The organism is Palleniella intestinalis (genome assembly GCF_013166595.1).
In the GTDB taxonomy this organism is placed as follows: domain Bacteria; phylum Bacteroidota; class Bacteroidia; order Bacteroidales; family Bacteroidaceae; genus Prevotella; species Prevotella intestinalis.
This window is the reverse complement of the sequence record NZ_JABKKG010000011.1, coordinates 1-19034: the sequence shown is the minus strand read 5'-3', so window position 1 is coordinate 19034 and position 19034 is coordinate 1. Positions and strand designations below refer to the sequence as shown.

Annotated in this window: 9 protein-coding genes; 7 read left to right on the top strand and 2 right to left on the bottom strand. The window is 48.5% G+C overall.

The annotated features are described in order from the left end of the window. The first annotated feature begins 187 nt into the window (after positions 1-187). Positions 188-2635 carry a DUF5686 family C-terminal domain-containing protein gene (locus tag HPS57_RS12710; RefSeq protein ID WP_172183687.1) on the top strand — a complete coding sequence of 816 codons (2448 nt, stop codon included), beginning with the start codon at positions 188-190 and terminating at the stop codon, positions 2633-2635. A gap of 482 nt (positions 2636-3117) precedes the next feature. Here the strand turns inward: HPS57_RS12710 and HPS57_RS12705 are convergent, their stop codons facing one another. Together HPS57_RS12705 and fucP are read right to left on the bottom strand one after the other, a co-directional pair. Next, the gene (locus HPS57_RS12705) at positions 3118-4212 is read right to left on the bottom strand and encodes a bifunctional hydroxymethylpyrimidine kinase/phosphomethylpyrimidine kinase (protein ID WP_172183685.1); all 1095 of its coding nucleotides are present in this window, start codon (positions 4210-4212) and stop codon (positions 3118-3120) included. Between the two features lie 83 nt (positions 4213-4295). Continuing rightward, complete coding sequence (gene fucP, locus HPS57_RS12700; protein ID WP_172183683.1) at positions 4296-5666, bottom strand: L-fucose:H+ symporter permease; 1371 nt, start codon at positions 5664-5666, stop codon at positions 4296-4298. A 291-nt stretch (positions 5667-5957) separates the two neighbouring features. On the opposite strand from fucP, the gene HPS57_RS12695 reads away from it, so the two are divergent. The 6 genes from HPS57_RS12695 (at position 5958) to HPS57_RS12670 (ending at position 18414) form a co-directional block, all read left to right on the top strand. Beyond that, positions 5958-8711, top strand: coding sequence for a bifunctional fucokinase/fucose-1-phosphate guanylyltransferase (locus tag HPS57_RS12695; RefSeq protein ID WP_172183681.1), 2754 nt, complete (start codon positions 5958-5960; stop codon positions 8709-8711). Further along, the gene (locus HPS57_RS12690) at positions 8711-11200 is read left to right on the top strand and encodes a bifunctional UDP-N-acetylmuramoyl-tripeptide:D-alanyl-D-alanine ligase/alanine racemase (RefSeq protein WP_216653413.1); all 2490 of its coding nucleotides are present in this window, start codon (positions 8711-8713) and stop codon (positions 11198-11200) included. Before HPS57_RS12695 ends, HPS57_RS12690 begins: the two co-directional genes overlap by 1 nt. A 141-nt stretch (positions 11201-11341) precedes the next feature. Beyond that, positions 11342-12772 (top strand): glycoside hydrolase family 28 protein, encoded by a 1431-nt coding sequence (locus HPS57_RS12685; protein WP_369811545.1) that lies wholly within the window; start codon positions 11342-11344, stop codon positions 12770-12772. Positions 12773-13046: 274 nt separating this feature from the next. Next, complete coding sequence (locus tag HPS57_RS12680) at positions 13047-14495, top strand: MFS transporter (protein ID WP_172183679.1); 1449 nt, start codon at positions 13047-13049, stop codon at positions 14493-14495. Positions 14496-14945: 450 nt separating this feature from the next. Beyond that, entirely contained in the window at positions 14946-15731 is a 786-nt protein-coding gene (locus tag HPS57_RS12675; protein ID WP_253946562.1) for a phosphatase PAP2 family protein, read from the top strand. A gap of 217 nt (positions 15732-15948) precedes the next feature. Continuing rightward, positions 15949-18414, top strand: coding sequence for a TonB-dependent receptor (locus HPS57_RS12670; protein ID WP_172183677.1), 2466 nt, complete (start codon positions 15949-15951; stop codon positions 18412-18414). The last annotated feature ends 620 nt before the right edge of the window (positions 18415-19034 follow it).

The following is a 19034-nucleotide window of genomic DNA, read 5'->3' as shown; positions in this document are numbered from 1 at the left end:
TGATTCCCAACAGATACTTGTTTTTTAATTCTAAGATTCTGAATACAGTCAATACTTTTTTCATGTGGCGCAAGTCGAAGGATTTGCAGGGTACTAATGATTTTTAACAGCTGTGTGACTTGGTTTTCCTGATTTTCTTTGTACCTTTACAACCGTTTCGGTGATTTCAACCAAACGATTGTCCGCCATGTGTAGAAAAGGAATAGTCATATACGTAATAATGTCATGCCTCGTGGTAGCCTCGGCGTATGGATGCAAGACCGTGCACGATGTGTCTCAGCAGAAGGTGCATGGCGATTCCACGGAAATTGCGATAGGACAGGTTCCGGCGGTCGATTCGGTACAGGTTGCTGTGGGTAAGGGTTCCATGATGTTTACGGAGGAGACCATGAGAAATGCCATTATGGAATGCCGCTTGGGAATGTCTCGCAGCCATGCCTATGAGAAGGTCACACGTTACGAAAAGCTGGAGATTGCTGTCAATGATGTCAATCCGTTGGACACTCGGAAGCGTTTTTTCAAGAGCAACAAGTGGATAAAGCATTTTGTGGAACATTGCGGTCTCAATGGGAAATTCGTACTGCCTATACTTACCGAAGAGCGTGTTGAGGATTTGCTGCTCCGCAGAAATCCGGCACGGAAGTTGGCATACGTCCGTGGCATCCGCAGGGAAGGTGCCAATGAGATGCTTTACACGGATGCGGTGGTCAACGTCCTTGTCGGTGAGAAATATGCCGATGTGAATGTCATGGACAGTCTGGTGAAGATTGACGGCAAGCGTCTGGTGTCCCCTTTGTCGAGTGACGCCACAAGCCATTATTGCTATGAGCCGGTGAGTTGCAATGACAGTGTCCTGCATTTGTTCTTTGCGCCGAAGGAAGGCGAACTTGGTTTCTCCGGTGAGATGATTATGGAGAAGGACAGCCTGTTCAGGTTGCGTCACATAAAGCTGATGCTGCCGAAGCCCGGCGGCTCACGCTCGATAGACAATCTTTATGTCGTGCAGGAGTTTGGCACACATCCCGACGGGAAGAGTGCACTGATGCAGAATGATGTCCTTGTGGAGATGAAGGCGAAGAGCATTATAGGAAGGCTGTGTTACATAAAGTCACAAAGATATTCGGACTATTCCACCGACTCCATAGACAGCAAAAAACTGAAAGGCAGGATGACAGAGAAATATGATGCCAAGGCAGAATACCGTCCTGACAGTTTCTGGGCACGTTATGACGGACGTAGTACAGAGGTGACGGACACCGTGGCAGGTGAAGAGAGGCATCATGAGACCTATGCACAGCGTATGCTGCGTTATGCCGACGACATCAAGAGCATACGCTGGCTTGTCAGGACACTGAGGGCTTTTGTCGACAACAAGATTCCGGTAGGAGTGCCGAGCGTCTTCAATATTGGGCCTACGAACAGCCTTGTCTCATTCAATGACCTTGACAACCTGCGCCTGAGGATAGGCGGGCACACCACGTCGCGCTTCAGCAGGCATCTTTTCCTTGAAGGCTACTATGCCCATGGATTCCGTTTCCATGACAATTACTATCAGGGGCGTGTGACATACTCCTTTATTCCCAAGACACATACGCCTTATGACTATCCTTGCTATAACATAAGTCTTGAGGCAAGGAAAGACATCGGTTATATCGGTGAGCGCAGCCAGCATCCAGACAGGGATGATCTTTTCTCATCATATCATTGGGACAAGAACACCCACCTGATGTACTATGATTTCCGGAAGATAGAGATTGAGCGTGACGCTAAGAACGGCATGAGGTTCAGGGTCGGCGTGAAGACAGAGCATGACATCGCTACGGGCGGTCTGTTGTTCAAGAACCTTTCGGAATATGGTGATGGCGTGTACAAAGGAGGACCATGGACGGACTACGACACTTACAGTCCGGATTATGTTTCCCGGAACAACGGCTCCCTGCGCACTTCTGAGGTGAGTGTCGGCATAGAGTATGCCCCGAGGAATGGCAGGCAGGATGCCTTGCGCGGACAGTTGCCGATAAACAGCGACCCTCCGGCGGTAGGTCTGTCGCACACTTGGGGCATCAAGGGATTCCTTGGCGGACAGTACGACTATCATATTACAGAACTTAAAGCACGCAAGCGCTTTTTCATGGGCGACTGGGGTTTTGCAAGTGCTTTCCTGAAAGGTAGTGTGGTTTGGAGCAAAGTGCCTTATCCGCTACTGCTTGCTCCTCAGGCGAACATGTCATACGTCAATGACGAGGAGTCTTTCAGCCTTATCACGCCTTCCGAACTTATCAACGACAGGTATGTGCAGTTGTTTTTTACATGGGAGATGAACAGTAACCTTATCGGTGTCGTGGATTTCATACGCCGGTGGCGGTGGAAGGAATATTTCAGTCTGAGAATGTTGTGGGGAGGTCTTTCTGCAAAGAACAATCCTCAGAGACCTGAAAACTGGAATGACAATGTATTGATGGCTTTTCCTGAGGGACATAGTCTGCTGTCGTCGACACCTTATGTGGAAGGCGTGGTGGGTATACACAACATCCTGAACGTCTTCAACATTGATTATGTCCACCGTTTCTCGTATCGCCGTTTGCCCAATTCAAGGCATGGTGGCATACGCTTCTCGTGCCGTTTCAATTTTTGAGCATGCAGGGTGGATTCGTTCTGTCCATGCTTCGGACTTTCGGTTATTGTTCTTATGTTTCCGCTATACCGGTGGATGCTTCCTGACCCGTTGTTTCATGCAGTTTCCCTGCTCCGGAAAGTATATGAGTTTTCTAATTCCCTGTTTATCATAATAGTGAAAAACGAGGTTTCAAAAGGTGAAAGATGACACTTCATATAGTCCAACGTAACCTTTCACAGCATGAAAGGTGACCTTTCGCAATGCCAAATGTAACCTTTTTAGGTGCAGAAAGATAAAAAAAGCACTGAAATTCGTTACCTTTCGACCGTTTTTGGTAATGAATTACAGTGCTTTTTTATGCCTATGATTTTGTTTTGTGATACTAATGTATTGATAGACAAAGGTATAGCAGAAAAGAGAAAATGGTGAAATATTTTACCGCTTGCTACCTCGTGAGTGTTTATGCGTGAAACATGGAGGGCAAAAATGCCATGAGTTTTCTAATTTTTCCCTGTCCTGAAGTCCGAAGGCGATTTCCCGCTATGCGTCTTGAAGAACTTTGCGAGTGACGCTTGTGAAGGAAACCCATATTCGATGGATATTTCCTGTATTGTCTTGTCGGAGGTCAGGAGGTCAGCCTCCATTTCTTTCAGCAAGTAATCCGCTATGAGGCTCTTAGGGCTGTTTCCTGTTATATAGCGTGTTATCTCCGCAAGATAGCGTGGAGTGATGTTCAGCTGTGAGGCGTAGAACGAAGTGTCGCGTGACTCTTTGCAGTGTGTGGTAACCTGCTCCATGAACCGGTTGTAGAGTTCCATACGCCTTAGGCTGTGGCTTGTGGAACTGACGGAGTAGACCACTTGGCAACGTATGTACTTGTGGGCAGAGGAGAGGGCAGAGGGAATGCTGTCCCCCATTGCCAGTCTTGTAGCTATTGCAGCAGACAGTGTTCCTCCGACACCATGCAACTGCCAGCCTTCCCGGTTTGGGGAAGTGAAGAACCGTGGAGGCTCTTTGCTTCCGGCAATGGCAAGCAGACCTGTCACCAGTCCTTCCGTGCAATGCCCTCCACGCAGGAATACTGCCTGTGGACCCATGTCAAGCAGGCGCGATGCTGTCTCGGACATTGCAGCGTTGGTGTTGATGCTTCTGCCGAAAAGCAGTTCTGCTTCGCTGCATTTAAGGATTAGTGTGTTTGTTATGGGAAACAGCAGCCGTACATATTCGCTGACGGCATCAGCCGTCATGAGTTGCTCGCCACGGGAGGACAGGATGCCCGGTGCACTGACGATATGCCGGCAGCCGACAATCTCGTCCCTTATGTCATGTATGGCGTTTGCCTGGCGTATCAGTCCTACCTTCACCGCTTTGGGTCTGACGTCCCTCAGCAAGGCCTTCAATTGGCTGATGACAATGTCTTCCGGCAGGTCGTGGATGCTGTGGATGCCTTGTGAGTCCTGCGAAGTTATGGAGGTGATAGTTGAGAATGCCATCCCGCCCATGGCAGATATTGTTCTTATATCAGCCTGTATGCCGGCTCCGCTTGTGCTGTCGGAACCGTTGATGGTCAGTATGGGGGTAAGATGTTTCGGCAATAGTCTGTTTTTATGATGCAGGTGGACAATGCCTTGCCCACCTGCTGTGAATTGAAATTTCTGTTATGGTTTGGGAACCACCCTTATGCTGTCCGCTTTACCACACGGTAGCCGTATGTCGCAACCACGCAGAAGCAAATGAATGGCAGGATGAATGAAATGTTTACAGCCGGCATTCCGAAGATTTCTCCCTTGTCTATGATAGACGCCTGTACCGGAGGAAGCACAGAACCGCCGAGGATGGCCATGATAAGTCCTGCCGCTCCGAACTTAGCGTCTTCACCCATCTTGTCAAGTGCGATACCGTAGATTGTAGGGAACATCACGCACATTGTGAACGATGTTGCCACAAGGCAATAGAGACCGCCACGGCCGGTGTTTGTGATTGCTCCGATGATGAGCAATGCCGACAGCGTGCCGAGGATGCGCAGGAGATTGCCCGGTTTGATGTATTTGAGCAGGTAAGTGCCTACGAAACGCCCGATGCAGTGGCTTCCCATGGCAATGATGTTGTAGCCCTGGCTCAGAACCTCAGCGTTCTTCTCTGTCATGGCTCCGGAAGTGTCGATGCCGAGAAGTCCGCCGATGGTGTGCTCAAGGGCTGTGTAATCGCCTTCTGCCATCAACAGGCGTGTACCATACTGGATGATGAATGTCCAGCACATAATCTGTGCACCGACATAGCAGAACTGTGCCAGCACACCTTCACGGTAATGGTGTGTGTGCCACAGGCGGCGCATGGTAGGCCCGAAATTGATGTCATGGCTTTGGTCGCCGTTCTTCGGCATCTTGACACAAGCGAAGACAATGAGCATGCAGACGATAACAAGTCCTATGGCGAGGTATGGCCCGATGAGGATGGAGAGGTCGCTGTCACGCAATGCTGCGAACTCCTCATCGGAGAGTGTGGAACGCTCTGCCGTGGACAGAGGGCTGAGACGGTTCTGTATGAATGTCATTGCCACGAACATTCCGCAAAGCGAGCCTACAGGGTTGAATGCCTGCGCCATGTTGAGGCGTCGTGTGGCGTTCTCCTCAGGTCCCATGGTGAGGATGTACGGGTTGCAGGATGTCTCAAGGAATGACAGTCCACAGGTCAGGATGAAATATGCAAGAAGGAACGGTGGGAACATTCCTATCATCTTGGCAGGGAAGAACAGCAGTGCTCCGAGAGCGTACAGTCCCAGTCCGAGCATGATACCGGCCTTGTAGGAATATTTGCGTATGAACATGGCGGCAGGGAATGCCATGCAGAAATATCCGCCATAGAATGCAACCTGCACCATAGAGCCTTCCGTGACGCTCATTCTGAAGATTTTGGAGAAGGCTTTTACCATAGGGTTGGTGATGTCATTGGCAAAGCCCCACAATGCAAAACAGCTTGTGACAAGAATGAATGGCACAAGCATGCTGACTCCGTTGGATGTCAAGAGTCCTGTCTTTTTCTTTTCCATAGTTTCGAGACGGTATGCGCTGCATAGAAGAGGACATACCTTTTAAGTTAGTTTATTTGTTGTTTTGATTTTTTGTTCGACTGCAAAGATAATGCAAGCTGAGAGCAGACAGAACTTGTTCATGTTTGCCGAGGCGCAGATTATCTTCTGCAAAGATAATAAATAATAATGAAAAACGGAAAATGAAAAACGGAAAATGATGATTCACAGAGTAAAGTTTTGCGTTTTTCCTTTGTTTTTCCAAGAATTATTACTAATTTTGCGTGAAAATATCAACTAATATAACGGTCAATGAAGAAAATGCTTTCTCTGCCACCAAATTTGGTGGGATGTTTCCATGATATTACCGGATTGTCAACTGACGAGTGGTTCTGTACAAATGATCCTGTCGACCAGAAACTTGGTTCGGGAGGCGGAACAACATGGGTGCTGGACAGCTGTCCGGAGTCTTTCCGCAATGAGAAGAAGATTATTTTGCACGCCGGCGGACAGAGCCGTCGTTTGCCGGCTTATGCTCCTTCCGGAAAGATACTTACTCCGATTCCTGTGTTCCGTTGGGAGAGAGGACAGAGACTTTCCCAAGACCTTCTGTCGCTGCAGTTGCCGTTGTATGAGAGTATAATGGCAAAGGCTCCGTCATCATTGAAGACTATGATTGTCAGTGGAGACGTGTTCATCCGTGCGACAAAGCCGCTTCAGGAAATACCGGAGGCAGACGTTGTCTGCTATGGCTTGTGGCTTAATGACGATATTGCCAAAGACCATGGAGTGTTTATTTCTGACAGGAATACACCGAATGTCTTGGAATACATGCTTCAGAAGCCTTCATTGCAGACATTGCATGATGTGCAGAAAGACCATTATTCGCTTGTTGACATAGGGATATGGATTCTTTCGGACAGGGCTGTGGAGGTGCTGAAAGCTAAGAGCCGTGCTGAGAAAGGTGCAGGATTCTGTATCAGGGAATACGACCTTTACAGTGAGTTCGGATGTGCTTTGGGAACAAATCCGTCAGAGCCTGACGAGGAGGTGGGAAGACTTTCCGTCGCGATACTTCCTCTTCCTGGTGGAGAGTTCTATCACTATGGCACAACACCGGAACTGTTGTCCTCCACATTGGCAATTCAGAACATAGTGGTAGACCAGCGTGAGATTATGCACCGTGACCGTAAGCCTCATCCGTCGATGTTTGTTCAGAATGCAGACATAAGGTTGAGACTGAACGAGGAGAACACCAATGTATGGATAGAGAATTCCTTTGTAGGAGAGAAATGGACATTGACAAACTGCAATGTCATTACCGGTGTCCCGGAGAATGATTGGGAGATACACCTGAAGCCGGAACAATGCGTTGACATTGTTCCTATGGGAGAGACCGAATGGGCGGTGCGTCCATACGGCTACAAGGATAAGTTTGCAGGGAAGATGCAGCAGGAGCCGTTGTTCCCGATTGTGGACAACACAGACAACATGGGCAAGGTTTTGCGCTTTATGCTCGGTCTGTCCGAGGAGGGCAAGGCTGTGTTCGAGTTTTCAAAGAAGATAAGTGCGGAAGGAATCTCTGCCACTGCCAATCTCCTCAGACTTGCAGAACAAAGGAAGCAACTGAGAGCAAAGAACTGGGCGGCAATAGCGAAGAACCATGAGCATTCTGTATTCTATCAGACTAACCTTTTTGATGCTGCACGTGAGTTTGCAGAGTGTGGTATACCTTTGCCTAAAGAAATAGATGAGAAGAATCCTCTTCTTACACGTATCCATGATGCTATGTTCCGTTCCGAGGTCGAGCGGCTTAGAGCCAACGGCAATGTTGCTTGTACGGAGGATCTTATCTGTAAGGCAAAAGAATGGGATTCGCATGCATTCAAGCTTTTGCAGCAGGGACTTACAGAACCGATGCTTGTTGACAAGCAGTCACCAAAGATGTCTGTTTATGGTGACCAGATAGTATGGGGACGTTCACCGGTGCGCATAGACCTTGCCGGCGGATGGACAGATACTCCTCCTTACTGCCTTATGGAAGGCGGTGCGGTAGTGAATATCGCCATAGACCTTAACGGTCAGCAGCCTATCCAGGCGTATGTCCGCCCTTGTAAGGAAAAGCATATTGTGATGAGGAGCATCGACCTCGGTGCGTCGGAGACGATAACGACATACGAGGAACTGAAGGATTTTCATCATGTGGGCAGCCCGTTCTCCATTCCAAAGGCAGCACTCGTACTGTGTGGTTTCCAGCCGGGATTCTCTGTTGAGTCTTATACTTCTCTGGAACAGCAACTGGAGGCTTTCGGTTGTGGTATAGAGGTGACATTGCTTTCTGCCATTCCTGCCGGTAGCGGATTGGGAACAAGCAGTGTGCTCGCATCCACAGTGCTCGGTGCGCTGAATGATTTCTGCGGACTGAACTGGGACAAGAATGAAATTGGCAGGCGAACACTTGTTTTGGAGCAGTTGCTTACAACCGGTGGCGGTTGGCAGGACCAGTTCGGCGGTATTCTGCACGGAGCCAAACTCCTTACCACTGAGCGTGGCTTTGAGCAGAATCCTCAGGTGCGTTGGATGCCTACGACTATCTTCACACAGCCGGAGTACAAGGCTTGTCATCTGCTTTACTATACAGGCATTACCCGTACGGCAAAGACACTGTTGGCAGAGATTGTCAGAAGAATGTTCCTCAACCATGGCGAGGAACTGCGCCTGCTGCGTGGAATGAAGCAGCATGCCAACGACATGTACGAGGCTATTCAGGCAGGCAATTTCAATCTTATGGGTGAACTTGTTGCTAAGACTTGGCAGCAGAACCAGTTGATTGATGCCGGTACTAACCCTGACGGAGTCCGTGTGCTGACGGACATGGTGGACGACCTTTGCCTCGGCTACAAGCTCCCCGGTGCCGGTGGAGGAGGCTATCTGTACATGGTAGCGAAAGACCCTGAGGCTGCTGCGCTTATCAAGCAGCGTCTGCAGCAGAATCCACAGAACAAGAATGCTCGTTTTGTCGATATGACAATAAGCGAGACAGGACTTCAAGTAAGCAGATCATAATGTATGCAATTTCTCAGATAACGACCCTGATAGGGGCGCATAGGTATGGAACGGCAGAGACAAACATCGGATTTGTCCTTACCGATTCCCGTTCCCTCTCATTTCCGGAGGAGACACTGTTCTTTGCAATAAAGACACAGAGGAGTGACGGACACAAGTATATTCCTGATTTGTACAATAGGGGAGTGCGTAATTTCGTAGTCAACAGGGAGTATGATGTTCCAAAGGACTTGCCAAAGTCCAATTTCCTTGTAGTGACCGACACTGTTGAGGCGTTGCAACGGCTTGCCGAGCGACATAGGGAAGAATACGACATTCCCGTTATCGGCATAACCGGCTCCAATGGTAAGACTACCGTAAAGGAATGGCTCTATCAGCTGCTGTTCAAGGACAAGCGCATCACACGCTCCCCACGTTCGTACAATTCGCAGATTGGTGTGCCACAGTCCGTATGGATGATTAACAACCAAACGGAACTGGGAATCTTTGAGGCGGGCATCAGTCAGGTTGGTGAGATGCAGGCTCTGCAAGAGATAATACAGCCTACGATAGCAGTGCTGACAAATATCGGACAGGCACATCAGGAGAATTTCCGCTCTGTAAGAGAGAAGTGCGAGGAGAAGCTCCATCTGATGAAAGATGCGAAGGTTGTTGTCTACAATGCTGACGATGCTACAGTCTCACACTGTATGCGTAAGAGCAATTTCAAAGGATTCCGACTCGGTTGGTCTATGGAAAACCCTGACGCTCCCTTATATATAAATAATGTGGAGACTGATGATGAGAACCATGAGACAAGAATCTCATACATATATAATGATTCTGCCGGTGATTACTGTATCAAGAATATCAACGAGGGCGGGATAGAGAATTCCATAACGTGTGCTGCCGTATGCCTTTACCTTGGTATGTCCCAAAAGACTTTGGCAGAGCGTATGCCGCAACTGGAGGCTATCGCCATGCGACTGGAAGTCAAGCAGGGGCAGAGAGGTTGCATACTGATAAATGATTCCTACAACAATGATGTAAAGTCACTTGATATAGCTCTTGACTTTATGTCTCGCCGGCCTGACAGCAAGGGACGGAGCCGTACACTGATATTGTCGGACATATACCAGACAGGTCTTTCGGATGAAGAACTGTCGGCAGAATTGCTCTCTCTGATAAAGAGCAGGGGAGTGAACAAGTTCATCGGAATAGGCAAGGTGCTGAAAGACAGTTTTGCTCCAGTGCTTTGTGGCGCAAGCAATGACATTCTGCGTGCATTCTTCAACACCACCGATGAGTTCCTTAAGTCAGAGACATTCGGCAATCTTCATGATGAGGTGATTCTCATAAAAGGTGCACGCATCTTTGAGTTTGACCGTATCACGGACAGATTGGAACTGAAGGTTCATGAGACAGTGCTGGAAGTGAACCTCAATGCTGTCGTTGAGAATTACAACCGTTACCGCTCATTCATGCACCCTGAGACAAAACTCGTCTGTATGGTAAAGGCTGATGCCTATGGTGCCGGTGCCGTTGAGGTCGCAAAGACTTTGCAGGATCACCGTGTGGACTATCTTGCCGTTGCCGTTGCCGATGAGGGAGTGACACTGAGGAATGCCGGCATAACGTGTAACATCATGATTATGAATCCGGAGATGTCTGCATTCAAGACAATGTTCGACTATAACCTTGAACCGGAAGTCTATTCTTTCCGAATGCTTGACGCCCTTGTCCATGCCGCACAGCGTGAGGGGATAACCAACTGGCCCGTGCATATAAAGTTTGATACAGGTATGTGCCGTCTTGGTTTTCATCCGGAGAAAGACATTGACGAACTCATTGACCGCCTGCAGCATCAGAAAGCGGTCATTCCACGCTCTGTGTTCTCGCATTTCGTTGGCTCGGACAATGATGACTTTGACGCTTTCTCCGCAGAACAGTTTGCGCTGTATGATGCCGGAAGCCGTAAGTTGCAGGCAGCATTCCCTCACAAGATATTACGGCATATCTGCAACTCTGCCGGAATAGAGCATTTCCCTGAACGTCAGATGGATATGTGCCGTCTCGGTTTGGGACTGTATGGTGTCAATCCGCGTGACAACTCCATCTTGTCGACAGTATCTACTTTGAAGACGACAATCCTGCAGATTCGTCAGGTTCCTGCCGGTCATTCCGTAGGCTACAGCCGTCGAACAATACTTGACCGCGACAGTCTTATAGCTGCAATCCCTATAGGCTATGCTGACGGACTGAACCGTCATTTGGGCAACAGGCATTGCTACTGTCTCGTGAACGGAAAGAAGGCTGACTATGTAGGCAATATATGCATGGATGTGGCAATGATAGATGTCACGGACATTGATTGCCGGGAGGGTGACAGTGTGGAGATTTTCGGTGACAGTCTCCCTGTGACAGTTCTTTCTGACGTTATAGGGACAATCCCTTATGAAATCCTTACGGGTGTAAGCAACAGGGTGAAACGCGTATATTTTGAGGAATAGGCTGTTTACATTTCTTTTCACAATATGTATGCATTGGAAACAAAAGTCAACGAGCGTTCGTTTGCGAACCAAAGCTATGTTATTCACAACATGATTTCTTGCAAAAAAATAAACCTATACAAACTAACAACAATGAGAAATTTGAAACAAGTGCTTCTTGCGCTGATTATGATGTGCTGCGGCATTTCATCCGCCATAGCCGGCGGCTATGAGTATGAAGACCTGTATCGTGGCTTGCCGTTTGACATGCCACGCATTGAGAAACCAGTCTTCCCCGATGCCACGGTGTCGGTTGTAAAATATGGAGCTGTAGGCGACGGACAGCACAAATGCACTGCTGCCATACAGCGCGCCATTGACGAAATGGCTGCTAAAGGTGGCGGCAAAGTCATTATTCCAAGCGGATTGTGGCTCACAGGCCCTATTGTGTTGAAAGATAATATCAACCTCCATTTGGAGAAAGGTGCCACACTCTTGTTCTCACCTGACATCAACGACTATCCTATTGTCAACACAACCTATGAAGGAATCCCGGCAAAAAGAGCGCAGAGCCCTATCTCTGCCACCGGCGTGAAGAACATCGCCATCACCGGTCGTGGAGTAATCGACGGCAACGGTGAGGTATGGCGTCCGCTAAAGCAGGAGAAAACCACTCCGGCACAATGGAAGCGCATAACCTCGCAGGGCGGATTCTATCGCCGTGCTACCATGTGGGTACCTGCCAAGGAAGACTTGCCGCGCCCGATTATGGTCAATCTCTACGAGTGCAAGAATGTGCTGCTTGAGGGTGTTGTCTTCCAAAACTCACCGGCATGGAACGTTCATCCTGAGTGCTGCGAGAATGTCATCATTGACGGTGTGGACATCCGTAACCCAAGTTATGCGCAGAATGGCGACGGACTTGACCTTGACGCTTGCAAGAACTGCATTGTCGTGAACACAACCTTCGATGTCGGCGATGATGGCATCTGCATCAAGTCAGGTAAGGACGAGCATGGCAGAAAACGTGGCCGTGCGTGCGAGAACGTGATAATAAGCGGTTGCACGGTATATGCCGGTCATGGCGGGTTTGTCATTGGCTCAGAGATGAGTGGCGGCGTGAAGAACATCAAGTGCTCTGACTGCCAATTCTTGGGAACAGACATAGGACTGCGCTTCAAGAGCTGTCGCGGACGAGGCGGTGTGGTAGAGAACATCTGGATAGAGGATATTTCCATGGTGAACATCCTCGGTGACGCCATCCGTTTCAACCTTTATTATGGTGCGAAAACAGTGATGGTGGATAATCCTGACGGCACAAAGCGTCCAGCAGAGATAGCCGCCGAGCCTGTCACAGAGAAAACTCCTTCGTTCCGCAACCTGCATATAAAGAACATCATGTGTAGCGGTGCTCAGCGTGCCATCTATTTCAACGGTCTGCCAGAGATGCCTGTGAAGGATGTGACAATGGAAAATGTTGTCATCACCGCCAACGAAGCAGGCTACATGACTTACTGCAAGAACATCAAGCAGAAGAATGTCACGGTAAAGGCAAAGGACAACAAGCCTGTGGGCGAGTATTACTGCAAGTAGAATCAGGAAGCGCGGTAATATAAAATTCACTTGTGCGGCATATTGGCAATCATGGGCATATCTCTCATGGACGAATCATGAGCAAGTGCTTCAAAATAACCCCTATATCGTTGGTCTTTGGTTAAAAAACTCTAAACGGGCAACGATATAGGGCTTATTTTTCGCTATTATTAATTTAAATCATTAATTTTGCATAAAATGTGTGCGTAAAAGCAATTTAAACTAACTGAATAAAACAAACAAGCATAATCAAAAAACAACTAAATAATCAAAAATGAGTCAAATTCAAACTTCTAAGATGACCAACTGGCGTTGGGTCATGTGTGCGATGCTCTTTTTCGCAACAACAGTCAATTACATGGACCGTCAGGTTCTTTCGCTTACTTGGAAAGACTTTATCTCACCGGAGTTCCACTGGAATGACGAGATTTATGGCAACATTACAGCCGTCTTCTCTATCTTCTATGCAATATCCAACCTCTTTGCCGGCAAGTTTGTCGACTGGATGGGTACAAAGAAAGGATACTTCTGGGCTATCACAATATGGTCTCTCGGTGCTGTTCTCCACGCCGGTTGCGGTCTGTTCACAGAAGGTTGGTTGGGTCATGGGCTCGAAAGCAAGGCTGACCTCATTCAGGCAACAGGCGACCTTGCCGTGACAATCGCTACAGTCAGCATGTATGCTTTCCTTGCATGCCGCTGCGTGCTTGCCCTTGGTGAGGCAGGCAACTTCCCTGCTGCCATCAAGGTGACAGCGGAGTATTTCCCAAAGAAAGACCGTGCGTTCGCAACATCTATCTTTAACTCAGGCGCATCCGTAGGCGCTCTTGCCGCTCCTGCCACTATTCCACTCCTTGCGAAGGCAATGGGCTGGGAGATGGCATTCGTAATCATTGGTGCTATCGGTTTCGTTTGGGCAGGCGTTTGGCTGTTTGTATATGACAAGCCGGCAAAGTCAAAGTTCGTCAATGAGGCAGAGCTCCTCTATGTCAACCAGGATGAGGCAGAGGGTGCAGCACCTGCCGCAGAGACAGAAGAAAAACAGATGGGCTACCTTGAGGCATTCAGCCACAAGCAGACATGGTCTTTCGCATTCGGCAAGTTCATGACTGACGGTGTATGGTGGTTCTTCCTCTTCTGGGCTCCTGCATACTTCTCTGACCAGTACGGCTACAAGTCCGATTCCTCAATGGGTATCGCACTCATTTTCACATTGTATGCTATCGTTACCGTGCTATCAATGTTTGGTGGCTATCTGCCAAAACTCTTCGTCGAGAAGAAGGGCATGAACCCATATCAGGGCCGTATGCTCGCCATGCTTATCTTCGCATTCTTCCCAGTGCTGGCACTCTTCGCACAGCCGATGGGACAGTACAGCGCATGGTGGCCGGCAGTGATTATCGGTTTCGTAGGCGCAGGTCATCAGGCTTGGTCAGCAAACATCTTCTCTACCGTGGGTGACATGTTCCCTAAGTCAGCTATCGCCACAATCACAGGCATCGGCTCAATGGCGGGCGGTATCGGCTCAATGCTCATCAACTGGGCGTCAGGCCATCTCTTCGTTTACGCTGAGGAGCAGGGCGCAGCATTCCAGTTCATGGGCTTTGAGGGCAAGCCTGCCGGCTACATGATAATCTTCAGCATCTGTGCTGTCGCTTACCTTATCGGCTGGGTGGTAATGAAGGCTCTCGTGCCAAAGTACAAGCCTGTGGTTATGAAGTAAACAACTAATTGTAATTTTCCATATATGCCGACAAGCAAGGATTCCTTGCTTGTCGGTGTTTTTTTTGTTTATACGCCAAATGTATCAAAATAAAATATTTTAATTGCTTGCCATTCTCGGAAAATATAGCTAACTTTGCACAACGAAACAAATAACCATTAAATTAAAAAGCATATAAGAATAAAATAACATTCATATAACATATTAACAATAGCGTTTACTATTATTCGTATACTCTGAAAATTTGGCGATTAGAAGATGTATAATTACGGATAGGTTCAGTGAACGCCTGCGCTTAAGCGTGGGTGGAACTTATCTTTTATACGGGTCACGCCAAATACCTCAGAGTTAGATAAGGGAAGCTCACGCTTCTTGTATGTCTGCTTCTGAGGTGTTTGTGTTTGACACCCGTATTATCGAATTTTAGTCCGCGCGCAAAAAAAAGCGTAGATGAGAAATCATTATTCCATGAAAGTGGGGCTGCTGTCGATGGCTCTGCTTTTGAACTGTCCTGCTTTTTCACAAGAGCAAGATGTGGACAGTCTGTGCATGGTGGTGAAGTCAGACACAGTTGCAGACACCACCCATTCTTTGAAACTCAAGGATGTGCTAATTCCGACTGCCGTTGTCGGTGCGACCTCCGCGTTTGTCGGCAGCCCATGGCTGACGCGCCAGCGCGAGCATGTCCAGGATGCTTTGTCAGCACGGGGAAAGCACAAGTTCAAGGTCGACGAATACAGCCAGTATGCTCCGATGGTGGCTGTCTATGGTCTGGACTTGTGTGGTGTAAAAGCCAAGCATAGGTTTGTTGACAGGACAGTCCTTCTTGCCATGTCTTATGCGACAATGGGAATACTTGTCAACACGATGAAATATACTTTCAAGGAAAAGCGTCCAGACAGTAATGCCCGCAATTCCTATCCCTCCGGACATACCGCAACAGCATTCATGGGTGCGGAGTTTCTTTGGAAGGAATATAAGGATGTCTCCCCATGGATAGGATATGCTGGATATGCCGTGGCTGCTGCCACAGGTTATCTGAGAATATACAACGACAGGCATTATATAAATGATGTGGTCGCCGGTGCATGTATTGGCATGCTAAGTGTAAAGATGTCCTATTGGCTATATCCCAAATTCTTCAAAAGGTCAAGGTGCTCCAAGTCAATGGATGTTGTTGCCTTGCCTTACTATTCTGCCGAAGGATGTGGAGTGAACATGTGCCTGCAATTTTAGGATGAATCTTCGAAATAGTCTTTCAGATGTATAGACTAAACATTCGATACTCATATTCTCCTCATGCGGATTTGTACAGACTATCCACATAAATCTTCTGAATCCGCATGAGAAGAATCTGTGGTATCCCTTTCGGTTGGCATTCCTGCAATATTTGCAAATTGGTTGCATGAAAAAATATGTAACTTTGCACCGATAAAACAAAATGACAACCAAGATGAAAGCAAAATTACCCGTTTCGATAGCATTTTCTTTATTGCTCGCCGGAAGCGCGTATGCTGACGGCAACATAACAGGCTCGGTGGTCGAGAAAAGCACTGCCGGGTCGCTCAGCTATGCAACAGTCCTCCTTGTCAATCCGGAGACAGGGGCAACTCTTCCATTTGGCGCATTGACTGATGAAAACGGCAGGTTCGTAATCAAGAACGCACCTTCCGGCAAGTATATACTCCGTGTCAGCAGCATAGGCAATGTTCCGCAGGAGCGTGAGATTACCGTGGGTGATTCGGAAATAAACATTGGCAAGATAGAGCTTGCCGAGGATTCAAAACTGCTTCAGGAAGTGGTGGTGAAAGGGCAGAGAAGCCAGATGTCGGTAAATGCCGAGCGCCGAGTGTTCAATGTCAGCAGCAACATCGCTGCAACAGGAGCATCTGCCAATGAGCTTCTCGCGTCAGTCCCTTCGGTCGATGTCAACAGTGACGGCGAAATCTCCTTGCGTGGTAATGACGATGTCCTTGTCTGGATTAACGGCAAGGAGATGGGCATGAACGCGGACAACCGCGCACAGATACTCGGCCAGATTCCTGCCGAGACCATCGAGAGCATAGAGGTGATGACCAACCCATCATCAAAGCACAGTTCCGCAGGTACAGCCGGCATCATCAATATCCGATTGAAGAAGGACCACCGCCACGGATATTTCGGAAGTGCAGAGGCAAACGTTGACACACGTGGCACGGCAAACGTTAACTTCAACATCAACTACAACGAAGGCAAGTTCGAATCTTTCGCAGGACTCGGACTGAAGACACAGCATGTCCCGGGAGGCACCACATCGCGCCGCAATTATGCCGACGGCTCTTTCCTTGATTCTGACGGCGACACCAAGCAGCATGAGAACAGCATGTTCCTGCGCCTTGGCACCAATTTCAACCCGAATGACAAGAACACATTCTATCTGAGTGCGATAGGCACGCTTGGACACAAGTGGGGCAACACGACAACTGTCCATTCAAGCAACTTTCCGAACCAATGGATTAGCAATGTCAACCGGATGCATGAGACCGGCGACACACGCGGTGCAAACATCCTCCTCGGATACAAGCATTCCTTTGGCAAAGACCATTCCTTGGACATGAATGTGAGCTACAACGTATGGCAGGGACCAAACGACAATAATTCCCACGAGTTGGCCGGATGGGCTGACGGTACAGAAGAATCCGTTTGGCATGGGCAGCATCAGGATTTGAAAATCAGCAACTGGGAAGCTGCCGTCGATTATTCAAACGTTGTGCTCCCTTGGCTGCGATTGGAGGCCGGCTACAAAGGTAACTACAACCATGAAAACAGTCCTGCTTCCTATGCAAAAGGAGAGGCAGAGGACAATCTGCAGCCGTTGGACAATCTCTATAACAGGTTCCGGTATGACACAGATATTTCTGCCCTGTACCTCAATGTCGCAGGAAATCATGAGCAGCTGACATTCTCCGCCGGACTTCGCGGCGAATGGTGGCAGATACGCACACGGTCGCTTGGCTACGGTCAGAACGACGCTGATGTGCCACCGTTCAAGAAAAATGATTTCGCATTGTTCCCGACAGCGTCAATCGGATGGGCGTTCCATGGCAGCAATGAACTGAAACTGAATTATTCCCGCCGCATACGCCGTCCTTTCGGACCGCAGCTAAACACGTTCGTGAACCTCGCCGACCCTTCGGAAGTGCATCTCGGCAATCCTCTCATACTCCCGGAGTTCAGCCGTGCTTTGGAACTTTCCTACATAAAGAATTGGGATGAGCACATGCTCTCTGTTTCGGGCTACATGCGTTCCAACCCTGACAGGATAAGCCATATCAGTTTCCTTGCTCCCATGGTGGGCAATTCCGGCATTAACACAATGTACTACGGTCATGCCAATGTCGGGAGCATGAGGAACATCGGCATGGAGATAATCTCACGCAACACACTCTTCAGGCGTCTCACGCTCACCACGACCCTCAATCTCTACAACAGCCACTTGGGTGCATGGGATACGGAATACCCTCTGAACGGGGATTTCTACACGGTGCATGGCGACAAGCAGAACCGCTTTGTGTGGGACATTCGCTGCATGGCATCCGTGCGCCTGCCATGGGACTTGGCATTCCAGGCTACAGGTCGCTACAACTCACGCAGGGTGACGGCTCAGGGCACAATGGAGCCTGACTGGGATGTTGAGGTCGGTTTGCGAAAGACAGTCGGTGCATGGAACTTCTCGCTCGTGTGCAAAGACATCTTCAACTCCAAGGAGAGCAAGGAGATCCTTTACGGAAACGGCTACACACAGTCCATAAGCAAATGGTCAGGAGGCCGCACCCTCCGTCTGGCAGTGACTTACAGTTTCGGCAAGACAAGCACCCACAGCCATGACCGTCATCAGCATATCAATACCGGCGGCTATGGTGAAGAGCATCATCATTAATGGCGGACAGCCGGCAAAATATTTTTTATATAGACCGAGTGCCACCTTTCACATAGCGGAAGGTGGCACTCGGTCTATATGTTTTAGTATTTCAGTTCAGGAATAAGCTTAAAGGCAATCTATTGCAGGCTGTGAATGACAAAATGAAAGGTAACGATTTGCATTGTAAAGGGTTACCTTTGACTTAGTGAACGGTAACACTTTGGGCGGTCAAGTGTTACCGTTCACCAAACCAATGGTGTTTTAACACTTGTTTTCTTTTTGGTTTATCAAAAACGATAAATTCCCAGCAATATGTAAGTTATTCCCTTGTTTCGCTTACATATTTGCAATACTGTGAAATGGACAGTTCTGAAATGGACTTGGTTGCCCAGGGCTTGCGTACACATATAAACGTATAATAGCAGATATGTTGCACAATGAATGGGAAAAACACGTCAGGTGGAGATTTCAGATGTGACCTCTTGGAAAGCAATCAAGGGCGACATCCTCTGTGAAGGATGCCGCCCTTGGTAGTTTTTTCTCAGCGTTGTTTGTGCGCCGAGATTGTTATGCCTTACTTGAAATAACGGTTGAAGAGACCGCGGAAGCCTGAGCCGTGGCGCGCCTCGTCCTTTGCC

Coding starts and splice junctions, on each gene's coding strand:
- HPS57_RS12710 (WP_172183687.1), top strand. CDS start 188: ATGTGTAGAAAAGGAATAGTCATATACGTAATAATGTCATGCCTCGTG.
- fucP (WP_172183683.1), bottom strand. CDS start 5,666: ATGGAAAAGAAAAAGACAGGACTCTTGACATCCAACGGAGTCAGCATG.
- HPS57_RS12695 (WP_172183681.1), top strand. CDS start 5,958: ATGAAGAAAATGCTTTCTCTGCCACCAAATTTGGTGGGATGTTTCCAT.
- HPS57_RS12690 (WP_216653413.1), top strand. CDS start 8,711: ATGTATGCAATTTCTCAGATAACGACCCTGATAGGGGCGCATAGGTAT.
- HPS57_RS12680 (WP_172183679.1), top strand. CDS start 13,047: ATGAGTCAAATTCAAACTTCTAAGATGACCAACTGGCGTTGGGTCATG.
- HPS57_RS12675 (WP_253946562.1), top strand. CDS start 14,946: ATGAGAAATCATTATTCCATGAAAGTGGGGCTGCTGTCGATGGCTCTG.
- HPS57_RS12670 (WP_172183677.1), top strand. CDS start 15,949: ATGAAAGCAAAATTACCCGTTTCGATAGCATTTTCTTTATTGCTCGCC.